General features: G+C 63.1%; 30 protein-coding genes and 1 pseudogene. 30 read left to right on the forward strand and 1 reads right to left on the reverse strand.

Annotated features, from left to right (window positions below; translation table 11 throughout):
* The 29 genes and pseudogenes from tuf to AB4Y98_RS20480 all read left to right on the forward strand — a co-directional run.
* Positions 1–225, forward strand: a pseudogene (gene tuf, locus AB4Y98_RS20340) (elongation factor Tu); the annotation flags it as partial.
* Positions 226–558: 333 nt separating this feature from the next.
* Positions 559–870: a 30S ribosomal protein S10 gene (gene rpsJ / locus AB4Y98_RS20345; RefSeq protein WP_010341589.1), complete on the forward strand. Its 312-nt coding sequence runs from the start codon at positions 559–561 to the stop codon at positions 868–870.
* Positions 871–881: 11 nt separating this feature from the next.
* The gene (rplC, locus tag AB4Y98_RS20350; protein WP_025879301.1) at positions 882–1,532 is read left to right on the forward strand and encodes a 50S ribosomal protein L3; all 651 of its coding nucleotides are present in this window, start codon (positions 882–884) and stop codon (positions 1,530–1,532) included.
* 12 nt (positions 1,533–1,544) lie between these two features.
* The gene (gene rplD / locus AB4Y98_RS20355; protein WP_025879302.1) at positions 1,545–2,150 is read left to right on the forward strand and encodes a 50S ribosomal protein L4; all 606 of its coding nucleotides are present in this window, start codon (positions 1,545–1,547) and stop codon (positions 2,148–2,150) included.
* Positions 2,147–2,446: a 50S ribosomal protein L23 gene (gene rplW / locus AB4Y98_RS20360; protein ID WP_025879303.1), complete on the forward strand. Its 300-nt coding sequence runs from the start codon at positions 2,147–2,149 to the stop codon at positions 2,444–2,446. The genes rplD and rplW overlap by 4 nt, the downstream gene beginning before the upstream one ends.
* 10 nt (positions 2,447–2,456) lie before the next feature.
* On the forward strand, positions 2,457–3,284 hold the full coding sequence (gene rplB, locus AB4Y98_RS20365) for a 50S ribosomal protein L2 (protein ID WP_025879304.1): 828 nt from the start codon (positions 2,457–2,459) through the stop codon (positions 3,282–3,284).
* Positions 3,285–3,290: 6 nt separating this feature from the next.
* Positions 3,291–3,560 (forward strand): 30S ribosomal protein S19, encoded by a 270-nt coding sequence (rpsS, locus tag AB4Y98_RS20370; RefSeq protein ID WP_004145340.1) that lies wholly within the window; start codon positions 3,291–3,293, stop codon positions 3,558–3,560.
* A 12-nt stretch (positions 3,561–3,572) separates the two neighbouring features.
* Positions 3,573–3,908 carry a 50S ribosomal protein L22 gene (rplV, locus tag AB4Y98_RS20375; RefSeq protein ID WP_004145348.1) on the forward strand — a complete coding sequence of 112 codons (336 nt, stop codon included), beginning with the start codon at positions 3,573–3,575 and terminating at the stop codon, positions 3,906–3,908.
* An 18-nt stretch (positions 3,909–3,926) separates the two neighbouring features.
* Positions 3,927–4,661 (forward strand): 30S ribosomal protein S3, encoded by a 735-nt coding sequence (gene rpsC, locus AB4Y98_RS20380; protein ID WP_004145350.1) that lies wholly within the window; start codon positions 3,927–3,929, stop codon positions 4,659–4,661.
* A 5-nt stretch (positions 4,662–4,666) separates the two neighbouring features.
* A complete protein-coding gene (gene rplP / locus AB4Y98_RS20385) occupies positions 4,667–5,080 on the forward strand; it encodes a 50S ribosomal protein L16 (RefSeq protein WP_025879305.1) in 414 nt (137 codons plus the stop codon).
* Positions 5,080–5,265, forward strand: a complete 186-nt coding sequence (rpmC, locus tag AB4Y98_RS20390; protein WP_025879306.1) for a 50S ribosomal protein L29 — start codon at positions 5,080–5,082, stop codon at positions 5,263–5,265. The genes rplP and rpmC overlap by 1 nt, the downstream gene beginning before the upstream one ends.
* An 11-nt stretch (positions 5,266–5,276) precedes the next feature.
* A complete protein-coding gene (gene rpsQ, locus AB4Y98_RS20395; protein ID WP_004145355.1) occupies positions 5,277–5,546 on the forward strand; it encodes a 30S ribosomal protein S17 in 270 nt (89 codons plus the stop codon).
* 12 nt (positions 5,547–5,558) lie between these two features.
* Positions 5,559–5,927 carry a 50S ribosomal protein L14 gene (gene rplN, locus AB4Y98_RS20400; protein WP_025879307.1) on the forward strand — a complete coding sequence of 123 codons (369 nt, stop codon included), beginning with the start codon at positions 5,559–5,561 and terminating at the stop codon, positions 5,925–5,927.
* Between the two features lie 16 nt (positions 5,928–5,943).
* Positions 5,944–6,261 (forward strand): 50S ribosomal protein L24, encoded by a 318-nt coding sequence (gene rplX / locus AB4Y98_RS20405; RefSeq protein ID WP_025879308.1) that lies wholly within the window; start codon positions 5,944–5,946, stop codon positions 6,259–6,261.
* An 11-nt stretch (positions 6,262–6,272) separates the two neighbouring features.
* Positions 6,273–6,815, forward strand: a complete 543-nt coding sequence (rplE, locus tag AB4Y98_RS20410; protein WP_025879309.1) for a 50S ribosomal protein L5 — start codon at positions 6,273–6,275, stop codon at positions 6,813–6,815.
* An 18-nt stretch (positions 6,816–6,833) separates the two neighbouring features.
* On the forward strand, positions 6,834–7,139 hold the full coding sequence (rpsN, locus tag AB4Y98_RS20415) for a 30S ribosomal protein S14 (protein ID WP_032977438.1): 306 nt from the start codon (positions 6,834–6,836) through the stop codon (positions 7,137–7,139).
* A 233-nt stretch (positions 7,140–7,372) separates the two neighbouring features.
* A complete protein-coding gene (gene rpsH, locus AB4Y98_RS20420; protein WP_025879311.1) occupies positions 7,373–7,771 on the forward strand; it encodes a 30S ribosomal protein S8 in 399 nt (132 codons plus the stop codon).
* 17 nt (positions 7,772–7,788) lie between these two features.
* Entirely contained in the window at positions 7,789–8,313 is a 525-nt protein-coding gene (gene rplF, locus AB4Y98_RS20425; RefSeq protein ID WP_089239003.1) for a 50S ribosomal protein L6, read from the forward strand.
* 32 nt (positions 8,314–8,345) lie between these two features.
* Positions 8,346–8,699, forward strand: coding sequence for a 50S ribosomal protein L18 (gene rplR / locus AB4Y98_RS20430; protein ID WP_025879313.1), 354 nt, complete (start codon positions 8,346–8,348; stop codon positions 8,697–8,699).
* A gap of 161 nt (positions 8,700–8,860) precedes the next feature.
* Positions 8,861–9,403 (forward strand): 30S ribosomal protein S5, encoded by a 543-nt coding sequence (rpsE, locus tag AB4Y98_RS20435; protein ID WP_025879314.1) that lies wholly within the window; start codon positions 8,861–8,863, stop codon positions 9,401–9,403.
* A complete protein-coding gene (gene rpmD, locus AB4Y98_RS20440; RefSeq protein WP_025879315.1) occupies positions 9,396–9,587 on the forward strand; it encodes a 50S ribosomal protein L30 in 192 nt (63 codons plus the stop codon). The genes rpsE and rpmD overlap by 8 nt, the downstream gene beginning before the upstream one ends.
* A gap of 4 nt (positions 9,588–9,591) precedes the next feature.
* The gene (gene rplO, locus AB4Y98_RS20445; RefSeq protein WP_025879316.1) at positions 9,592–10,035 is read left to right on the forward strand and encodes a 50S ribosomal protein L15; all 444 of its coding nucleotides are present in this window, start codon (positions 9,592–9,594) and stop codon (positions 10,033–10,035) included.
* 7 nt (positions 10,036–10,042) lie between these two features.
* Complete coding sequence (secY, locus tag AB4Y98_RS20450; protein WP_025879317.1) at positions 10,043–11,410, forward strand: preprotein translocase subunit SecY; 1,368 nt, start codon at positions 10,043–10,045, stop codon at positions 11,408–11,410.
* A gap of 346 nt (positions 11,411–11,756) precedes the next feature.
* Entirely contained in the window at positions 11,757–12,113 is a 357-nt protein-coding gene (rpsM, locus tag AB4Y98_RS20455; protein ID WP_025879318.1) for a 30S ribosomal protein S13, read from the forward strand.
* Between the two features lie 11 nt (positions 12,114–12,124).
* Positions 12,125–12,514 (forward strand): 30S ribosomal protein S11, encoded by a 390-nt coding sequence (rpsK, locus tag AB4Y98_RS20460; protein WP_004145443.1) that lies wholly within the window; start codon positions 12,125–12,127, stop codon positions 12,512–12,514.
* A gap of 15 nt (positions 12,515–12,529) precedes the next feature.
* The gene (gene rpsD, locus AB4Y98_RS20465) at positions 12,530–13,159 is read left to right on the forward strand and encodes a 30S ribosomal protein S4 (RefSeq protein ID WP_025879319.1); all 630 of its coding nucleotides are present in this window, start codon (positions 12,530–12,532) and stop codon (positions 13,157–13,159) included.
* 55 nt (positions 13,160–13,214) lie between these two features.
* The gene (locus AB4Y98_RS20470; RefSeq protein WP_025879320.1) at positions 13,215–14,213 is read left to right on the forward strand and encodes a DNA-directed RNA polymerase subunit alpha; all 999 of its coding nucleotides are present in this window, start codon (positions 13,215–13,217) and stop codon (positions 14,211–14,213) included.
* A gap of 197 nt (positions 14,214–14,410) precedes the next feature.
* Entirely contained in the window at positions 14,411–14,794 is a 384-nt protein-coding gene (gene rplQ, locus AB4Y98_RS20475) for a 50S ribosomal protein L17 (RefSeq protein ID WP_025879321.1), read from the forward strand.
* A gap of 212 nt (positions 14,795–15,006) precedes the next feature.
* Positions 15,007–15,513 carry a disulfide bond formation protein B gene (locus AB4Y98_RS20480; RefSeq protein WP_312106288.1) on the forward strand — a complete coding sequence of 169 codons (507 nt, stop codon included), beginning with the start codon at positions 15,007–15,009 and terminating at the stop codon, positions 15,511–15,513.
* Here AB4Y98_RS20480 and AB4Y98_RS20485 read toward each other — a convergent pair.
* A complete protein-coding gene (locus tag AB4Y98_RS20485) occupies positions 15,503–17,698 on the reverse strand; it encodes a TonB-dependent receptor (RefSeq protein ID WP_442245030.1) in 2,196 nt (731 codons plus the stop codon). The two genes, AB4Y98_RS20480 and AB4Y98_RS20485, sit on opposite strands and share 11 nt — an antisense overlap.
* 221 nt (positions 17,699–17,919) lie before the next feature.
* On the opposite strand from AB4Y98_RS20485, the gene AB4Y98_RS20490 reads away from it, so the two are divergent.
* Entirely contained in the window at positions 17,920–19,311 is a 1,392-nt protein-coding gene (locus AB4Y98_RS20490; RefSeq protein ID WP_025879324.1) for a class II 3-deoxy-7-phosphoheptulonate synthase, read from the forward strand.
* Positions 19,312–19,482 lie beyond the last annotated feature (171 nt).

Below are 19,482 nucleotides of genomic sequence, written 5' to 3' on the forward strand. Positions count from 1 at the left end.
ACCCCGTTCTTCAAGGGCTACCGTCCGCAGTTCTACTTCCGTACCACCGACATCACCGGTGCGGTCGAGCTGCCGGAAGGCGTCGAGATGGTGATGCCGGGCGACAACATCAAGATGGTTGTCACCCTGATCAACCCGGTCGCCATGGATGCCGGCCTGCGCTTCGCAATCCGCGAAGGTGGCCGTACCGTCGGTGCTGGCGTGGTTGCCACCATCCTCGAGTAATCTGTTAGAATCTGCGCCCCGATGTTGCCTGGGTAGGGCATCGGGGCGTATCAAACGGGAAAGTAGGCACAGGATGTGCTTTGTGTTCCCCAGACCAGGAAGGGTCAATGCCATTCAGGCGGCGTCAACAGGAGACTGTTGACAGCTGCCTTGCGTGCCATTATGCTTCTCCGTCTGGGCAGGCCGGTTTCACGGGTCTGCCTATGCATTTGGGGTCTACGGATTGACCTTGTCGGCCTGCGGGAATGCGGGCCGTCTGTATTCAGGGATTTCATGGGGCAAAGCAACCCAGAGGCTTTGTCTGTCGCTCTTTTATCGAAGGAACCTACCGCCATGGCGGACCAAAAGATCCGGATCCGGCTGAAAGCGTTCGATCATCGTCTGATCGACCGTTCGGCCAGCGAGATCGTTGAGACGGCGAAGCGGACCGGCGCGCAAGTGCGTGGCCCGATCCCGCTGCCGACCAAGATCGAGCGTTACACCATCCTCGTCTCCCCGCACGTCGACAAGGACGCGCGTGACCAGTACGAGACCCGCACGCACAAGCGCGTGCTCGATATCGTTGACCCGAATGACAAGACCGTGGACGCGCTGATGAAGCTCGAACTGGCTGCCGGCGTCGACGTTCAGATCAAGCTGACCTGAGGACTACGACCATGACGAAGAAGTATTCGTTGGGCTTCGTGGGCCGCAAGGCTGGCATGAGCCGCGTGTTCACCGAAGATGGCCGTTCCATCCCGGTGACCCTGATCGAAGCAACCCCCAACCGCATCGCGCAGATCAAGACCGTCGAAACTGACGGCTACAGCGCCGTGCAGGTGACCGTCGGTGCGCGTCGCGCTGCCCTGGTCAACAAGCCGGAAGCCGGCCACTTCGCCAAGGCGAAAGTGGAAGCGGGCCGTGGCCTGTGGGAATTCCGCGTTGAAGACGCCCAGCTCGGCGATTTCGCCGTGGGTGGCGAAGTCAAGGCGGACATCTTTGAAGTCGGCCAGATCGTCGACGTCCAGGGTGTCACCAAGGGTAAGGGCTTCCAGGGCACCATCAAGCGCTACAACTTCCGTATGGGTGACGCTACCCACGGCAACTCGCTGTCGCATCGCGCGCCGGGTTCGCTGGGTCAGCGCCAGACGCCCGGCCGCGTGTTCCCGGGTAAGAAGATGTCCGGTCACATGGGCGCCGTGCAGCAGAGCACCCAGAACCTGGAAGTTGTCAAGGTCGACGTCGAGCGCGGTCTGATCGCAGTTCGCGGCGCCGTTCCGGGCGCGGCGGGTGGCGACGTGATCGTCCGTCCGGCGAGCAAGGCATAAGGAGAGATGACGATGGAACTCGTTATCACGGGTAGCAATAACAAGGTCTCGGTCTCCGACGCCGTGTTCGGTCGCGATTTCAGCGAAGATCTGGTTCACCAGGTTGTCGTTGCTTACCGCAACGCCGGTCGCGCCGGCACCAAGGCGCAGAAGACTCGCTCCGAAGTGGCAGGTACCACCAAGAAGTCGAAGAAGCAGAAGGGCGGCGGCGCGCGTCATGGCGCACTGACGGCTCCGATCTTCGTCGGCGGCGGTGTCACCTTCGCGGCAAAGCCGCGCAGCTTCGAGCAGAAGGTCAATCGTAAGCAGTACCGTGCCGCCATGTGCGCGATCCTGTCCGAGCTGAACCGTCAGGGCCGTCTGACCATCGTGGAGTCCTTCGATGTCGAAGCGACCAACACGAAGGCTCTGATCGCCAAGCTGGCCGGCCTGGAAGTGGGCAAGCGCCCGCTGATCGTCACTGAAGAAGCCTCCGAGCACCTGTACCTGTCGGCGCGCAACATTCCCTACGTGGAAGTGCGTGACGTCCAGGGCCTGGATCCGGTGTCGCTGGTCGGTGCCGACACGGTCGTCATCACCGCTGACGCGGTCAAGAAGGTCGAGGAGTGGCTGGCATGAACAGCAACGAAAAAATCTTCAGCGTGCTGCTCGCCCCGCGTGTCTCCGAAAAGACCGCGCGCCTGCAGGAACTCTCCAATCAGTACGTCTTCGAAATTTCGAACGAAGCCACCAAGGCCGATGTAAAGGCCGCGGTTGAGCAGCTGTTCGACGTCAAGGTCGAAGCAGTCAACGTGGTCAACGTCAAGGGCAAGAACAAGTCCTTCCGTAACCGTGCTGGCCGCCGCGGCGATTGGCGCAAGGCGTACGTTCGCCTGGCCGACGGCCAGTCGATCGATGTAACGGCCAAGGCCTGAGGTACATCCCATGCCATTGATGAAATTCAAGCCCACTTCTCCCGGTCGCCGTTCGGCCGTGCGCGTGGTTACTCCCGACCTGCACAAGGGCGCTCCGCACGCTCCGCTGGTCGAGTCGCAGAGCCGTTCGGGTGGTCGCAACCACCACGGCCGCATCACCGTGCGTCACGTCGGTGGTGGCCACAAGCAGCACTACCGCCTGATTGACTTCAAGCGCAACAAGCTGGGCATCCCGGCGCGCGTGGAACGCATCGAATACGATCCGAACCGCACCGCGCACATCGCCCTGCTGTGCTACGTCGACGGCGAGCGTCGCTACATCATCGCCCCGAAGGGTCTGAAGGCTGGTGATCAGGTGATCGCTGGTTCGGATGCTCCGATCAAGGCGGGCAACACCCTGCCGCTGCGCAACATCCCGGTCGGTACCACCATCCACTGCATCGAGCTGAAGCCGGGCAAGGGCGCTCAGATCGCCCGCGCTGCGGGTGCTGCCGTGCAGCTGGTCGCTCGTGAAGGCATCTACGCCACCCTGCGCCTGCGCTCGGGTGAAATGCGCAAGGTTCCGGTTGAGTGCTGCGCGACCATCGGCGAAGTCGGCAACGACGAGCACAGCTTGGAAAAGCTGGGCAAGGCCGGTGCCAAGCGCTGGCGCGGCGTCCGCCCGACCGTTCGTGGTGCTGCCATGAACCCGGTTGACCACCCGCACGGTGGTGGTGAGGCGAAGGCCGGCCAGGGTAACCCGCATCCGGTCACCCCGTGGGGTGTTCCGACCAAGGGTTACAAGACGCGCCATAACAAGCGCACTCAGCAGTTCATCGTCCGCGATCGTAGGGGCTAATCGACCATGGCACGTTCACTCAAGAAGGGCCCGTTTGTCGATCACCACCTGGTTGCTAAGGTGGCTGCCGCTGCGGGTAGCAAGCGTCCGATCAAGACCTGGTCGCGTCGTTCGATGATCCTGCCTGACATGGTAGGCGTCACCATTGCCGTGCATAACGGCAAGAACCACATCCCGGTTCTCGTCAACGAGAACATGGTCGGCCACAAGCTCGGCGAATTTGCCATCACCCGGACCTTCAAGGGTCACGGTGGTGACAAGAAGTCGGGCAAGTAAGGAGAGATGACAATGGAAGCGAAAGCCATCCTGCGCACCGCGCGCATCTCCCCGCAGAAGGCACGTCTGGTCGCTGACCAGGTGCGCGGTCTGCCGGCCGAGCGTGCCGTCAACCTGCTGAAGTTCTCGGACAAGAAGGCTGCCCACCTGATCAAGAAGGTGGTGGAGTCGGCTATTGCAAATGCCGAGAACAACCAGGGCGCCGACGTCGACGAGCTGAAGGTTCAGACCATCATGGTAGATGAAGGTCCGACCCTGAAGCGTTTCATGGCGCGGGCGAAAGGCCGCGGTACCCGCATCCTCAAGCGCACCAGCCACATCACTGTGGTTGTTGGCGCCGCCAAGTAAGCGGATAAGGAAAAGACCATGGGTCATAAAGTTCATCCGATTGGTATCCGCCTCGGCATTTCCAAGGACTGGAACTCCAAGTGGTACGCCAACAAGGCCGAGTTCGCTGGTTACCTGGCAGCCGACCTGAAAGTGCGCGAAATGCTGCGCAAGAAGCTGGCTCAGGCCGGCATCAGCAAGATCCTGATCGAGCGTCCGGCAAAGACCGCTCGCGTGACGATCCACACCGCCCGTCCGGGCGTGGTGATCGGCAAGCGCGGTGAGGACATCGAGAAGCTGCGCAAGGAAGTGAGCGAGATGATGGGCGTCCCGGCGCACATCAACGTCACCGAAGTGCGCAAGCCCGAGCTGGACGCACAGCTGGTTGCCGAATCGATCGCGCAGCAGCTGGAGCGTCGCATCATGTTCCGCCGTGCAATGAAGCGCTCGGTCGGCAACGCGATGCGCCTGGGTGCCCTGGGCATCAAGGTCAACGTCGGTGGCCGCCTCAACGGTGCAGAAATCGCCCGTTCGGAGTGGTACCGCGAAGGCCGCGTGCCGCTGCACACGCTGCGTGCCGACATCGACTATGGCTTCGCTGAGGCCAAGACGACCTACGGCATCATCGGCATCAAGGTCTGGATCTACAAGGGCGAGGTCTTCGATTTCTCCCAGGTTGGCCAGGAAAAGCAGGACGACACCCCGTCGCGCAACGATCGTCATGATCGCGGCGACCGCGGTGACCGTCAGCGCCCGGCTCGTGAAGCGAGGTAACGACAATGTTGCAACCCAAGCGAACCAAGTACCGCAAGGTGCACAAGGGCCGTAACGAAGGCCTCAGCTGGAGCGCAAACGCTGTCAGCTTTGGCGAGTACGGCCTGAAGGCAACCGCCCACGGTCAGCTGACCGCGCGTCAGATCGAAGCGGCTCGCCGTTCGATCAGCCGCTACGTGAAGCGCGGCGGCAAGATGTGGATCCGAGTGTTCCCCGACAAGCCCATCACCAAGAAGCCCATCGAAGTTCGAATGGGTTCGGGTAAGGGCAACGTGGAATACTGGGTGGCCCAGATCCAGCCCGGCCGCATGATCTATGAAATCGAGGGTGTTACCGAGGAAGTGGCACGCGAGGCGTTCCGCCTGGCCGCTGCCAAGCTCTCGGTCACCACCACTTTCGTGACCCGGACGGTGCGCTGATGGATATCAAAACTCTCCGTGAAAAGTCGGCTGACGACCTCAAGGCCCACCTGATCGACCTGCGTAAGGAACAGTTCTCTGTCCGTATGCAGCAGGTCACCGGCCAGCTGCCGAAGACACACGACATCCGCCGGGTGCGTCGCGAAATTGCTCGCGTCAAGACCCTGCTCGGCAGCACGAAGTAAGGATGGCCGCTATGAGCGACAATACTGAAAACAAAGCGCTGCGCACGGTCGAAGGCCGTGTCGTCAGCAACAAGATGGACAAGACGGTTACCGTCCTGGTCGAGCGTCAGGTCAAGCACGCACTGTACGGCAAGTACATCAAGCGCTCGACGAAGCTGCACGCCCACGATGCCGACAACGCCTGCAAGGAAGGCGATGTCGTCCGCGTGACCGAGATTGCTCCGATGTCCAAGACCAAGAACTGGCGCGTGGTGGAAGTCATCACGCGTGCGGCTGAATAAGGAGTCTGAATCATGATCCAGATGCAGAGCTACCTTGACGTCGCCGACAATTCTGGTGCCAAGCGAGTGATGTGCTTCAAGGTGCTGGGTGGTTCCAAGCGCCGTTACGCCGGTATCGGCGACATCATCAAGGTCACCGTGAAGGATGCGATTCCGCGCGGCAAGGTCAAGAAGGGTGAAGTGTATGACGCCGTCGTGGTGCGTACCCGCAAGGGTGTGCGTCGCGCCGACGGCTCGCTGATCCGCTTCGACGGCAACGCTGCCGTTCTGCTTAACAACAAGCAGGAGCCGATCGGGACCCGTATCTTCGGGCCGGTGACTCGTGAACTTCGTTCGGAGAAGTTCATGAAGATCGTCTCGCTCGCTCCCGAAGTGCTGTGAGCGACAGGAGATAATCATGGCTAACCGTATCAAGAAGGGCGACCAGGTTGTCGTCAACGCTGGCAAGGACAAGGGTAAGCAGGGCGAAGTCGTCCGCGTCGATGGCGACCGTCTGGTCGTCGCCAACGTGAACATCGTCAAGCGCCACACCAAGCCGAACCCGCAGGCAGGTGTTGCCGGCGGCGTGGTCGAGCGTGAAGCGTCGATCCATATCTCCAACGTGAATGTGCTGAACCCGGCTTCGGGCAAGGGCGAGCGCGTTGGCTTCAAGGTGCTGGAGGATGGACGCAAACTGCGTGTGTTCCGCTCCAGCGGTGAGGCGCTCGACGCCTGAGGAATGAGAAGATGACTTCCCGTCTCGAAAAGTTTTACAAGGAAGAAGTGGTGCCGGCGCTGATGAAGCAGTTCGGTTACACCAATTCCATGCAGGTGCCGAAGCTGGTCAAAGTCACCCTGAACATGGGTGTCGGCGAAGCGGCCACCAACAAGAAGATCCTGGAAAACGCCGTTGGCGACATGACCAAGATCTCGGGCCAGAAGCCGATCGTCACCAAGTCGCGTATCTCGGTGGCATCGTTCAAGATCCGTGATGGTTGGCCGATCGGCTGCAAGACCACGCTGCGTCGCCACAAGATGTACGAGTTCCTGGACCGCCTGATCAACATCTCGCTGCCGCGCGTGCGCGACTTCCGTGGTGTTTCCGGTCGTTCCTTCGACGGTCGCGGCAACTTCAACATGGGTGTGAAGGAACAGATCATCTTCCCGGAAATCGACTTCGACGCTGTCGACGCGATCCGCGGTATGGATATCGCCATCACCACCACTGCGAAGACCGACGCGGAAGCGAAGGCGCTGCTGGCAGCGTTCAAGTTCCCGTTCCGTAACTGATTCGTCGAGGAAACCGAAATGGCAAAGACCTCCATGGTCAACCGCGACATCAAGCGGAAGAAGCTGGCTGAAAAGTTCGCTGTCAAGCGTGCTGCTCTGAAGAAGATCGTGTCCTCCCCGGACGCGAGCTACGAAGAGAAGATCGAGGCCGCCACCAAGTTGTCGAAGCTGCCGCGCGATTCGTCGCCGAGCCGCCACCGCAACCGTTGCGAACTGTCTGGCCGCCCGCGTGGCGTGTACAGCAAGTTCGGCCTGGGTCGCAACAAGCTGCGTGAAGCCACCATGCGTGGCGACGTTCCGGGCCTGCGCAAGGCCAGCTGGTAACCCCAGCCGGTCCTGCCAGCGAGGGCTCCCCCCGGGGAGCTTCGCAGCCGGGGAGGGGAGGCGTTCAGCTTTCCCTCTGCAAAAAACCGAAGAGCCCGACGCAAGTCGGGCTCTTTTGGCGTATACTCCCGCGTCTTGCTCTGCGCAACGCGTAGGGGGAGGGGGCCTGGCCCGTTTCCAGGAGACAACAGATTTTCGCGAAAGCGGATATCGGTGCACTCAAAGGTACTCATATGAGCATGACTGATCCCATCGCCGACCTGCTGGTCCGCATCAAGAATGCGGCAGCGGTTGGCAAGCAGACGGTGAAAGCCCCGTCGTCCAAGATCAAGGTTGCGATCGCCCAGGTCCTGAAGGACGAGGGTTACATCGCCGACCTGCGCGTGACCGCGCTCGAGAACAACAAGTCCGAGCTGGAAATCGTGCTGAAGTATTTCGAAGGCAAGCCGGTCATCGCGACCCTGAAGCGCTTCTCGCGTTCGGGCCTGCGCCAGTACCGCGGCAAGAGCGAACTGCCGAAGGTCATGAACGGCCTGGGCATTTCCATCATTTCCACTTCCAAGGGCATCATGACTGATGCGCAGGCGCGCCAGTTGGGCGTCGGCGGCGAAGTCCTGTGCTTCGTGGCCTAAGGCGAAAGGAGTAGACCATGTCCCGTGTAGCCAAGAAGCCGATCGACCTGGGTAAGGTTGAACTGAACGTCCAGAACGACAACGTCATCGCCAAGGGCCCGAAGGGCACCCTGTCGCTGGCCAAGCCGGCTGGTATCAACATCAATGTCGAAAACGGCGTTGCCACCCTGAGCACCGACAACGTGGACCTGATCCCGCTGACCGGTACCGTCCGCGCCATCCTGTCCAACATGGTCAAGGGTGTTTCCGAAGGCTTCGAGCGCAAGCTTGAGCTGGTCGGCGTGGGTTACCGTGCTGCGATGCAGGGCAAGGACCTCAGCCTGTCGCTGGGCTACTCGCACCCGATCGTGTTCGTGGCGCCGGAAGGCATCACCATCACCACCCCGACCCAGACTGAAATCCTGGTGCAGGGCGCTGACAAGCAGGCCGTCGGTGAAGCTGCCGCCAAGATCCGTGCGTTCCGCAAGCCGGAGCCGTACAAGGGCAAGGGCGTGAAGTACTCCGACGAAGTCATCATTCGCAAGGAAGCCAAGAAGGCCTAATTAGGACCTTCCGCTTTCCAGGGAAAAAGATCATGAACAAGAACATCGCCCGCCTGCGTCGCGCCAAGTCGACCCGTGCCCACATCCGTGTGCTCGGTGTTGCCCGCCTGTCGGTGCTGCGCACCGGCCAGCACCTGTACGCGCAGGTCTTCACCGCTGACGGCTCGAAGGTGCTGGCTGCTGCCAACACCACCCAGGCCGACATCAAGGAAGGCCTGAAGAACGGCAAGAACGCTGATGCCGCCGCCAAGGTTGGCCGCATCGTCGCTGAGCGCGCCAAGGCCGCCGGCGTCGAGAAGGTTGCCTTCGATCGTTCGGGTTACCGTTACCACGGCCGCATCAAGGCCCTGGCTGACGCTGCCCGCGAAGCCGGCCTGCAGTTCTAAGGGATCAGGGCAGGGGGCTCCGGCCCTCATGCCCGCCTGCTCGCCAGCCTGAGTGAGGCTGGGCGGCGCCGCTCTTCTGTAGCGGCCCACCGCAACAACGCACCACTCCACAACCATAAGCGGCCTCGAGCCGTACATAACCCAACAACCAAGGAATAAACATGGCAGAAGAACGTCAGCAGCGGGGTCGCGATCGCGACCGTAACCGCGAAGAGAAAGTCGACGACGGCATGATCGAAAAGCTGGTCGCGGTCAATCGCGTCAGCAAGACCGTCAAGGGTGGCCGTCAGTTCACCTTCACCGCCCTGACTGTTGTCGGCGACGGCGAAGGCAAGGTCGGTTTCGGTTATGGCAAGGCGCGCGAAGTGCCGGTCGCCATCCAGAAGTCGATGGAGCAGGCTCGCAAGAACCAGGTCACCGTCGATCTGAACAACGGCACCCTGTGGCACACCATCAAGGATGGTCACGGCGCGGCGCGCGTGTTCATGCAGCCGGCTTCCGAAGGTACCGGCGTCATTGCCGGTGGTGCCATGCGCGCCGTGCTGGAAGCAGTGGGCGTGAAGAACGTGCTGGCCAAGGCCACCGGTTCGCGCAACCCGATCAACCTGGTGCGTGCCACCGTGAAGGGCCTGACTGCAGCGCAGTCGCCGGCTCGCATCGCGGCCAAGCGCGGCAAGAAGGTGGAGGATCTCAACCATGGCTAATGAAACCAACAAGACCGTCAAGGTCCGTCTGGTTCGCGGCCTGCGTGGTGCCCAGGCGCGTCATCGCCTGTCGGTGCGTGCGCTGGGTCTGGGCAAGCTCAACGATGTGCGTGAACTGAAGGACAGCCCGCAGGTTCGCGGTCTGATCAACAAGGTCCACTACCTCGTCAAGGTTGAGGAATAATCCAATGACCATGCATCTGAATGAATTGAGCCCGGCACCGGGCGCTCGTAAAGAGCGTACCCGCGTCGGTCGCGGTATCGGCTCCGGCCTGGGCAAGACCTGCGGCCGCGGCCACAAGGGTTCGTTCGCCCGTAAGGGTGGCGGCAAGATCAAGGCTGGCTTCGAAGGCGGCCAGACCCCCATGCAGCGTCGTCTGCCGAAGATCGGCTTCCGTTCGCCGATCGCCAAGGACACCGCTGAAGTGCTGCTGTACCAGCTGGACAAGCTGCCGGCCGGCGAGATCGACTTCGCTGTCCTGCGTGCTGCCAAGCTGGTCCCGAGCACTGCCAAGAAGGCCAAGGTCGTCGTCAAGGGCGAAGTGACCAAGGCGTTCACCCTGAAGGGTGTTGCTGCCACGGCCGGTGCCAAGGCTGCGATCGAAGCTGCCGGCGGCAGCGTAACGGAGTAAGAGAATCATGGCGCAAGCTGGCATCGGTAACCTCGCGGGCGGAATGGGCAAGTTCACTGAACTTCGCCAACGTTTGCTGTTCGTCGTCGGGGCTTTGATCGTCTATCGCATTGGCTGCTACGTGCCGGTGCCGGGCGTCAATCCCGATGCCATGCTTGCCATGATGCAACAGCAGGGCGGCGGCATCGTGGACATGTTCAACATGTTCTCGGGCGGCGCCCTGCACCGTTTCAGCATTTTCGCGCTGAACGTGATGCCGTACATCTCGGCATCGATCGTGATGCAGCTGGCTGTGCACATCTTCCCCGCCTTGAAGGCGATGCAGAAGGAAGGTGAGTCCGGCCGCCGCAAGATCACCCAGTATTCGCGCATCGGCGCTGTGCTGCTCGCAGTGGTGCAGGGTGGTTCGATCGCGCTGGCGCTGCAGGGCCAGGTGTCGCCGACCGGCGCACCGGTCGTGTACATGCCGGGCATGGGCTTCGTGCTCACTGCCGTGGTCGCACTGACCGCCGGCACCATGTTCCTGATGTGGGTTGGTGAGCAGGTGACCGAGCGCGGCATCGGCAACGGCGTTTCGCTGATCATCTTCGCCGGTATCGTGGCGGGCCTGCCGGGTGCGGTCATCCACACCTTCGACGCCTACCGCGACGGCAACATCCAGTTCATCCAGCTGCTGCTGATCGCCATCGTCGTGCTCGCCTTCACCTTCTTCGTGGTGTTCGTCGAACGCGGCCAGCGCCGGATCACGGTGAACTACGCGCGCCGCCAGGGCGGTCGCAACGCGTACATGAACCAGACCTCGTTCCTGCCGCTGAAGCTGAACATGGCCGGCGTCATCCCGGCGATCTTCGCCTCGAGCCTGCTGGCCTTCCCGGCCACCCTGGCCATGTGGTCGGGTCAGGCTGCCAACCAGAGCACCTTTGGCCAGACCCTGCAGAAGGTCGCCAATGCCCTGGGTCCGGGCGAGCCGCTGCACATGATCGTCTTCGCCGCGCTGATCACCGGTTTCGCGTTCTTCTACACCGCGCTGGTGTTCAACTCGCAGGAAACCGCCGACAACCTGAAGAAGTCGGGCGCGCTGATTCCGGGTATCCGTCCGGGCAAGGCCACCGCCGACTACATCGACGGCGTGTTGACCCGACTGACTGCTGCCGGTTCGGCTTACCTGGTGATCGTCTGCCTGCTGCCGGAACTGATGCGCACGCAGCTGAACGCCTCGTTCTATTTCGGCGGTACTTCGCTGTTGATCGTGGTGGTGGTGGTGATGGACTTCATCGCCCAGGTGCAGGCGCACCTGATGTCCCACCAGTACGAGAGCCTGCTGAAGAAGGCCAACCTGAAGGGCGGCAACCGCGGTGGTTTTGCTCGCGGCTGATTAGCCTGTTATACTTTCGTCTTCCTGACGTGATGGTCCTCCGCTTCGCGGACTCTGGCCACACAAACGAAGGGCGGCCCCCGCAGCGGTTCCGGGTGGGGGTGTGATGAGGTGGTCCCGCGCTGGAGTAGCGCGGGCGGCCCGGGAGGCAACTCCAGGTCCAACCCCATCCGGCGCCGGAGCCTGGGCACACTCCCCGGGCCGGGTTCATGAAACCTCTGGTTTCACGGGCTTCCAAGTAAACCGGAACCTTGTTAGTATCACTGGTTCACTTTTTTGATCCATCCTGCCGGATCGGCGTGCCTTGAGCGCGCTGTCGGCCATCACTCAGCTGGAGAACCGCGTCATGGCGCGTATTGCAGGCGTCAACCTGCCAGCCCAGAAGCATGTCTGGGTCGGGTTGCAAAGCATTTACGGCATCGGCCGTACCCGTTCGAAGAAGGTCTGCGAAGTCGCAGGCGTCACTTCGACCACCAAGATCCGCGATCTGTCGGAGCCGGAAATCGAGCGCCTGCGCGCCGAAGTCGGCAAGTACATCGTGGAAGGCGATCTGCGCCGTGAAATCGGTATCGCGATCAAGCGCCTGATGGACCTGGGCTGCTACCGCGGCCTGCGTCACCGTCGCGGTCTGCCGCTGCGTGGCCAGCGCACCCGTACCAACGCCCGCACCCGCAAGGGCCCGCGCAAGGCGATCAGGAAGTAAGGGACATATAAATGGCTAAGCCTGCTGCTAAGACCAAGAAGAAGATCAAGCGCGTCGTCACCGACGGCGTTGCCCACGTCCACGCTTCGTTCAACAACACCATCGTGACCATCACCGACCGTCAGGGCAATGCTCTGTCGTGGGCGACCTCCGGTGGCGCTGGCTTCCGCGGTTCGCGCAAGTCGACCCCGTTCGCAGCCCAGGTGGCTGCCGAAAAGGCCGGTCGTGCTGCGCTGGACTACGGCGTGAAGTCGCTGGAAGTCCGCATCAAGGGTCCGGGTCCGGGCCGTGAGTCGGCCGTGCGTTCGTTGAACAACGTCGGCTACAAGATCACCAACATCATCGACGTGACGCCTATCCCGCACAACGGGTGCCGTCCGCCGAAGAAGCGTCGCGTCTAAAGGGAGCGATAAGAAATGGCTCGTTATATCGGTCCTACCTGTAAGCTCGCCCGTCGCGAAGGCGCCGACCTGTCCCTGAAGAGCCCGGCGCGTGCGCTGGACTCCAAGTGCAAGTTGGAGCAGAAGCCCGGCCAGCATGGCGCCACTGCCCGCAAGGGCAAGCTGTCCGACTACGCTACCCAGCTGCGTGAAAAGCAGAAGGTCAAGCGTATCTACGGTCTGCTGGAGCGTCAGTTCCGCAACTACTACAAGAAGGCCTCGACCAAGAAGGGCAACACCGGCGAGAACCTCCTGCAGCTGCTGGAAACCCGCTTGGACAACGTTGTCTACCGCATGGGCTTCGCCGTGACCCGTCCGGCTGCCCGTCAGCTGGTGTCGCACCGCGGCGTCACCGTGAATGGCAAGTCGGTCAACCTGGCCTCGTACCAGGTCAAGGCTGGCGACGCCATCGCCCTGTCTGAAAAGGCTGCCAAGCAGCTGCGCGTCCAGGAAGCCCTGACCGTCGCCGCCCAGCATGACCTGAGCCCGTCGTGGGTTGAAGTGGATTCCGGCAAGTTCTCCGGCATCTTCAAGGCTGTTCCGGATCGTTCGGATCTGCCTGCGGACATCAACGAAGCGCTGATCGTCGAGCTGTATTCGAAGTAATTCACATTGGAGAGCCCCCGGCGACGGCCGGGGGTTCACTAGGAGAACCCGCAACATGACGGTTACCGCCAACCAGGTTCTGCGTCCTCGCGGTCCGCAGATCGAACGCATTACCGACACCCGTGCAAAGGTCGTTATCGAACCTTTGGAGCGGGGTTACGGGCATACGCTGGGTAATGCCCTGCGTCGCGTGCTGCTGTCGTCCATCCCGGGCTTCGCCATCACGGAAGTCGAGATCGACGGCGTGTTGCACGAGTACACCACGGTCGAAGGTCTGCAGGAGGACGTGCTGGAAGTCCTGCTGAACCTGAAGGACGTGGCCATCCGTATGCACTCTGGCGACAACGCGACTCTGTCCCTGTCCAAGCAGGGTCCGGGCGTTGTCACTGCTGCCGACATCAAGGTCGACCACAATGTGGAGATCTTGAACGGCGACCACGTGATCTGCCACCTGACCAAGGACACGGCAGTGAACATGCGTCTGAAGATCGAGCGTGGTTTCGGCTATCAGCCGGCAGCTGCGCGTCGTCGTCCGGACGAAGAAACCCGTGCCATCGGCCGTCTGGTCCTGGATGCCTCGTTCTCGCCGGTCCGCCGTGTCGCCTATGCCGTGGAAGCGGCTCGTGTCGAACAGCGCACCGACCTGGACAAGCTGGTCATCGATATCGAGACCAACGGCACCATCGACGCCGAAGAAGCAGTGCGTACCGCTGCCGACATCCTCAGCGATCAGCTGTCGGTGTTCGGTGACTTCACCCACCGCGACCGCGGTGCGGCGAAGCCGGCCAACAACGGCGTGGATCCGGTGCTGCTGCGCCCGATCGACGATCTGGAGCTGACCGTGCGTTCGGCCAACTGCCTCAAGGCCGAGAGCATCTACTACATCGGCGATCTGATCCAGAAGACCGAAGTCGAGCTGCTGAAGACCCCGAACCTGGGTAAGAAGTCGCTCACCGAGATCAAGGAAGTGCTGGCCCAGCGTGGCCTGTCGCTCGGCATGAAGCTGGAGAACTGGCCGCCGGCCGGCGTCGCCAGCCACGGCATGCTGGGCTGATATAGCCTTTCTGCAAGACTGCATGGCCCCGTCGGCAACGACGGGGTCATTGCATCAAGGCAATACCGCCACGACGAACGAAGGTTCGCGGGCAGGTCGTCCAGGACGGATGGCCAGGACCAACCGCAGTCCGAGCAGCAGCGCCAGGAAGGCGACAACGATCCGCAAAGCCACATCATTAACCAAGGAATATCACCATGCGTCACCAGAAATCCGGCCGTAAGTTCAGCCGTACCAGCGCCCACCGCGAAGCGATGTTCAAGAACATGGCCGCCTCGCTGTTCAAGCACGAGCTGATCAAGACCACCCTGCCGAAGGCCAAGGAACTGCGCCGCGTCGCCGAGCCGCTGATCACCCTGGCCAAGGTCGACTCCGTCGCCAACCGTCGTCTGGCCTTCGCCCGCCTGCGCGACAACGAAGCCGTCGGCAACCTGTTCACCATCCTGGGCCCGCGCTACGCGAACCGTCCGGGCGGCTACCTGCGCCTGCTGAAGTGCGGCTTCCGCGCCGGCGACAACGCGCCGATGGCCTACGTCGAACTGGTTGACCGTCCGGTCGTGGCTGAAGCCGTCGAAGAGTAATCGACGCGCGACACCCGTCATTCGGTGAAGAACCCGGCCTCGTGCCGGGTTTTTCCGTTTCTGGGCGACGGATGGAGATCCACGCCGGGCGTGGTTGATCCCGCATGTTGCGGCGCGCGCGCCGGCGTGTTCCGACGGGCGCGACGTTGTGGCGGTTCGAACGGCGCGCACTCTCGGTTACGCTTGCGGTCCGTACTACACGAGCGTTGCCGATGAATCCTCTGCGCTGGCCTTTCCGTGCCCAGTTCCTGTTGGGCTTCCTGATCTGCGCGGGCCTGCTGGGTTACGCCATTTTCCTGCAGCTGAAGATGGGGCTGGAGCCGTGTCCGCTGTGCATCTTCCAGCGCCTGGCGTTCGCGGCCCTGGGCCTGCTGTTCCTGATCGGCGCCCTGCATGGGCCGTCCAACCGTCCGGGGCGGGCGACCTACGGCATCCTCGCTTTCATCGCTGCAGCCGTGGGCGTGGGCATCGCCGCACGCCATGTCTACGTGCAGATGCTGCCGCCGGAAATGGGGGCGACCTGTGGCCCGCCGCTGGCCTTCCTGCGCGAGACCATGGGGCCGCTGGAAGTGTTCCGCACCGTGCTGACCGGCACCGGCAACTGCGGCAACATCGACTGGACGTTCCTTGGCCTGACCATGCCGATGTGGTCGGGGGTCTGGTTCGTGCTGCTGGCCCTGTGGGCGCTGGCCGTGTCGCTGCGCAAGGTCAAACGCTGATCCAGTCTGGAGCCACGCATGGCGTGGCTCTACTGCGTTCCGGTAGTGCCGGCCGCTGGCCGGCAATCCCAGGGGCGGTTGAGTTCCGGTAGTGCCGGCAGCTGGCCGGCAATCCCAGGGGCGGTTGAGTTCCGGTAGTGCCGGCCGCTGGCCGGCAACCCCAGGGGCGGTTGAGTTCCGGTAGTGCCGGCCGCTGGCCGGCAACCCCCTGCACCAAGTCATGCGCGGCGCTGAGATTGACCTGCAGGTACGACGGTAGTTCGCCGCCATTGGGCACACCCTCCATGTCCGAACGCAGGCCGCTGCCGTACACGTAGTTCGCACCGACCCGATTGTGGCCAGCGAATGCATAGCTGACGCCGCCGGAAGACGTCAGCTTCTGGTCGTGGTCCAGATGGATCCAGTTCTGCTGTACGTAGGCCAGTGCATCCGGATCGAGGTTGTACTGGCTGGTGATGACCTGGGTGCCCATGGCCTTGTTGTAGGCCGCGTTGAAGTACGCGCTGATCGGCCCGTTGCTGTAGTCGGCGCTGAACTCCAGGCCGTGGATGTGCCCGCGACGATAATTGAAGGTGGAATAGATGTAGGCGGCGCCGAACTGGCCTTCGTCCTGCAGGCGGTGCACGCGTCGGTCGTAGGCATCCAGGCCGAGGGTGAGGTGGTCGCCGACCTGCTGTGACACGCCGATGTCGTAGTAGTCGCTGCGCTCGGACAACGGCGTGGTGCTGCCACCGGCCGGTTGCTGGTTGCTGGTGCCATCGAACAGGGCCAGATCGCTGCCGGCAACCAACTCACTGGCAGGCGGGGTGAAGTAGCGCGAATAGCCGGCGTGCACGGTGGTGCTGTCGCTGGCGTTCCAGACCACGCCCAGGCGTGGGCTGAGCTGGCCCTCGGTGTGACCGAATGCCTTGAAGCGGTCGCCGCGCAGGCCGTAGTTGACGGTCCAGTCATCACCGATCCGCCACTCGTCCTGCACGTACAGGGCTGCGGTGCTGGCGTGGAAGGCATTGCGGTCCGGGATCAGCCGTGGCGTGGTGCTCGTCTGCTGGCCGTCGGCGTCGGCCGGGAACACCCAGCTGCTGTTGTTGGCGGTGGCGTGTTCGTAGTTGCCATACAGGCCATAACGCAGGGTGTGGTTATCGCCCAGGGGGGTGGAGAAATCGGCCTGCAGGGTGTTGGCGCGGTTGCTGCGCCGGACCTGCGAGGCGACGCCGCTGAACACCAGGTCGCCCACGACGTCCGGATTGAAGGCCACATCGCTGTAGCGCTGGCCGGCCGAGAGCTGGTACGCGGTCTGGCCGAGCGTGCCCTGCAGCACCAGCATGCCGAAGCGGGTGGTCTCGCGCTGGGTTTCGTCCAGCTGGCTGGAATCGAAGGTGGTGGTGTCCAGGTAGCCGAACTGCGGGGTCTGCCCCGGGTTGACCGGGATCTGGAAGCGGTTGTTGGCAAAGCCGGCGAACACGCTCAGGCGGGTGCTGTCGTTGACCAGATAGGTCAGGTCGGCAAAGGCCTTCCCCTGGTGGGTGTCGTCATGCAGCGGCCTGCGTGCGCTGGTGGGGTTCTCCAGCCCGACCTCGTTCTGGTCGTAGTTGCCGGTCAGGAACCAGCTCCAGCGGCCCTGATTGCCCCACCAGGAGGCGTTCGGGTTGACCTTGCCGAACGAACCGGCGGTGATGCCAGCGCTGCCGCCGTTGCCCAGCTCGGCGCCACTGCGGGTGGTGATATCGACCACCGCGGCGGTGCGTTCACCGAACTGCGCCGGCAGCGCACCATCCATCAGGCGGATGCTCTTGATGGTGCGCGCATCCAGGGTCTGGCCGAAGCCGGAGATCGATTCGGGCAGCAGTACGCCGTTGATGCGGTACTGCAGGTTGGCGTGGTCGCCGCGCACGTGCACGCCGCCGTAGGAGTCCTGGACCACGCCCGGGGCCTGCAGCAGCACCTGGCTGAGCGGGGCGGAGGCGCCCAGCGGCTGCTTCTGGATGTCCTCGGCGGTGATCTGGTACTGGCTGCTGCCGATGTCCGGTGACAGGGCGTTGCGGGCCTGGTCGAGCTGAGCACTGACGGTGACTACGTCGAGGTCCTTGACCGCAGCCGCGCTGGCATCAGTGTCGGCGGCAAGCACGGGTTGGCTGGTGAGGATCAGGGCGAATGTGATGGCGGTGGTGAGCAGGGAGGGCTTCATGGGAAATGGGCAGGGAAGGGGAGGGGGCCGGTCCATGAGGGAGTGTTACTCCGTAACAACTGCGTGCCGATCATGCGCCTGTCCGGCGATGGCGACCATGCCGTTTCTGGCCGATCACACGGCCCCTTTCCACACCGTTCAGGCAGTCATGACCGGGCCCGGCCCTTTGCGCCAGCGGCTGGCTCTGCGACCATGACCGCCCCCCACCCCGGATGTCCGTAATGAGCCTGTCCGCCGTTCCGCCCGCCCCCGATCCTGCCGCCATCGCTGCTGGCGCCGCCTGGTCACCGGAGAGCTGGCGGGGCAAGACCGCGCTGCAGATGCCGACCTATCCCGATCCGGTGGCACTGGATGCCGCGTTGCACGAGCTGAAGCGGCTGCCGCCGCTGGTGACCTCGTGGGAGATCCTGGCGCTGAAGCAGCAGCTGGCCGACGCCCAGGAAGGCAAGCGTTTCCTGTTGCAGGGCGGCGACTGCGCGGAGAATTTCAGCGACTGCGAATCGGGCACGATCTCCAACCGGTTGAAGGTGCTGCTGCAGATGAGCCTGGTGCTGGTGCACGGCCTGCGCCAGCCGGTGATCCGCGTCGGCCGTTTCGCCGGCCAGTACGCCAAGCCGCGCTCGGCCGATACCGAGACCCGCGACGGCGTGACCCTGCCCAGCTACCGCGGCGATGTGATCAATGCGCCGGCCTTCACCGAGGCGGCGCGTCTGCCCGACCCGAAGCGGATGCTGCAGGCCCACGCGCATTCGGCGATGACGATGAACTTCGTGCGGGCGCTGATCGATGGTGGCTTCGCCGATCTGCACCATCCCGAATACTGGAACCTGGAATGGGTGAGCCATTCGCCGTTGGCCGCCGAGTACCAGAAGATGGTGGCCTCGATCGGTGATGCCGTGCACTTCATGGAGACCCTGGCCGGGGCCCGCGTGCACAACCTCAACCGCATCGATTTCTACACCTCGCATGAAGCGCTGCTGTTGCCCTACGAGCAGGCGCTGACCCGGCAGGTGCCGCGCCAGCAGGGCTGGTTGAACCTGAGCACGCACTATCCGTGGATCGGCATGCGTACCGCCGCGCTGGATGGCGCGCACGTGGAGTACCTGCGCGGCGTGCGCAACCCGATCGCGATCAAGGTGGGGCCGTCGGTGACGCCGGACCAGTTGCTGCGCCTGATCGATGTGCTCAACCCGGATGACGAGCCGGGCCGCCTGAGCTTCATCCATCGTATGGGCGCGGCGCAGATCGCGCAGAAGCTGCCGCCGTTGCTGGACGCGGTCAAGCGCGATGGCCGTCGCGTGCTGTGGGTGTGCGACGCGATGCACGGCAATACCGAAAGCACCGCGAACGGCTTCAAGACGCGGCGCTTCGACAACGTGCGTGGTGAGGTCGAGATGTCCTTCGACCTGCACGCGGCCGCAGGCACCCGCCTGGGCGGCGTGCATCTGGAGCTGACCGGTGAGGATGTGACCGAATGCACCGGCGGTGCGCGCGAACTGACCGAACGTGACCTGGAACGCGCCTATCGTTCGACCGTCGACCCGCGATTGAACTACGAGCAGTCGCTGGAGATTGCGATGGCGATCGTGCGCAAGCAGGAGCAAGTGCGGTAGGGATTTTTTCGGCAGGGCTGCGCCCTGCACCTGCAGAGGCCACTGCCAGAGCAACAGCAAGAGCGGCATTCCGTGGTTGGCGGGGCGGTGTCGGATTGCGGGGACGCCGCAAGTACGTCCCTGTAGGCTCAGCCGCGCCATCCATGGCGCGGATGCCCCGCAATCCGACAC

This window comes from Stenotrophomonas sp. 2YAF26, assembly GCF_052114625.1.
GTDB lineage: Bacteria > Pseudomonadota > Gammaproteobacteria > Xanthomonadales > Xanthomonadaceae > Stenotrophomonas > Stenotrophomonas indicatrix.